Annotated in this window: 1 protein-coding gene; it reads left to right on the top strand. The window is 61.5% G+C overall.

Annotated elements, in window-relative coordinates:
• Nucleotides 1-132: 132 nt before the first annotated feature.
• Nucleotides 133-1,263: an IS110 family transposase gene (locus AB4Y35_RS42075; RefSeq protein ID WP_368708799.1), complete on the top strand. Its 1,131-nt coding sequence runs from the start codon at nucleotides 133-135 to the stop codon at nucleotides 1,261-1,263.
• Nucleotides 1,264-1,524 lie beyond the last annotated feature (261 nt).

Here is a 1,524-nt window from a genome sequence, read left to right on the forward strand (position 1 = left end):
GCGACTAGACAGTATGACTCCGCGAGGTAGAGGCTGGCCGCCGCGCGGATTCAAACGCGGGTTAGCATGTCTGCCAGAGCCGCACGGTGCGGACAGGGCCACACCCCGGCGATATCCATCACGGAGGCCAGCGTGGAAAACGATAGCACACTGTACGTAGGGCTCGACGTTCACAAGGATTCGATCACGGTTGCCTATGCGCTGGGCTCAGCCGAGGTCGAACTGCTCGGCAAGATCGGTACGGCGAAGACGGATATTGATCGCATGTGCAAGCGCCTCCAGTCAAAGGCCCGGCGCATCCACATCGTCTACGAGGCGGGCCCCTGTGGCTATGGGCTATACCGTCAGCTCCTGCAGAAGGGATTCGAATGCATGGTCTGCGCGCCGTCGCTAATTCCTAAAAAGCCCGGTGAACGCGTCAAGACCGATCGACGCGACGCCGCCAAGCTCGTGAAAACGTTGCGCGCGGGGGACCTGTCGGCGGTGTACGTGCCCAGTGTTGAAGACGAAGCATTCCGCGATCTGGCCCGCGCGTGGGTCAGCGCCAAGGACGATCTTAAGCGTGCCCGGCAAAGGCTGAAGGGATTTCTACTCCTGCATGGTGTGCACTATGCCGGGCGCGCCAACTGGGGGCCTGCGCACCGGCGCTGGCTGAGCGCCTATAGCTTTGACAGCGTCTGGCAACAACTGGCGTTCGAGGAATATCGGCGCACGATCGAGGACCGCCTTGCGCAATGCGACCGACTGGAGATCGCGTTGCGCGAGGCGGTCGTTAGCTGGCGCTTTTATCCTGCCGTACTGGGATTACAGACAATGCGCGGTGTGCAGTTCACCACGGCGGTGGGCATGCTCGCCGAGCTCGGGGATCTGTCACGCTTCGTGCACCCGCGTCAACTGATGGCCTGGCTAGGGGTGACGCCTTCTGAACACTCGTCGGGCGAGAAACGTCGGTTGGGCAGCATTACCAAACACGGCAACAGCTACGCGCGAAAGCTGCTCGTTGAAGCGGCCTGGAGCTATCAGCACCCGGCCCGCGTGAGCCCCGAAATCGAGCGCCGGCACGAAGGCATCCCCAAACCAATCGTTGACCGAGCATGGGACGCCCAGGTGCGTCTGTGCCGGCGCTATCGGAAGCTCGTCGCGCGTGGCAAGCAGAAGAGCGTCGTGGTGGTCGCAGTCGCCCGGGAACTCGCTGGGTTCATCTGGGACATAAGTCAGCTCGCCATGTCGCTCGCCGCACGGCCCGAGGTGCGCATGGCGTAACCCACCCGTTGAACAACACGTGAAGCAACCTCACCATCCTGAGCGGGAGTTTCCTGAGGGCGGCGTAGCCCGGCACACGAGTAACCCGCGAGACCGTTACGCAACGAATTCGATTCGATTTGCGGGACTAGATAGCGGCAGGCTCACTGGGCGGACTTCTGTAATGCGGTAACCAACCCGCGGATATCAGCATGATCCACCGTCGAGATTTACTGCTACGTCGCCTTCAGGAAATTCAGATGACATGAGACCCAAAAAGCC

Origin of the sequence: Paraburkholderia sp. EG286A, from assembly GCF_040965375.1 — a bacterium.
Classification (GTDB): Bacteria; Pseudomonadota; Gammaproteobacteria; order Burkholderiales; family Burkholderiaceae; genus Paraburkholderia.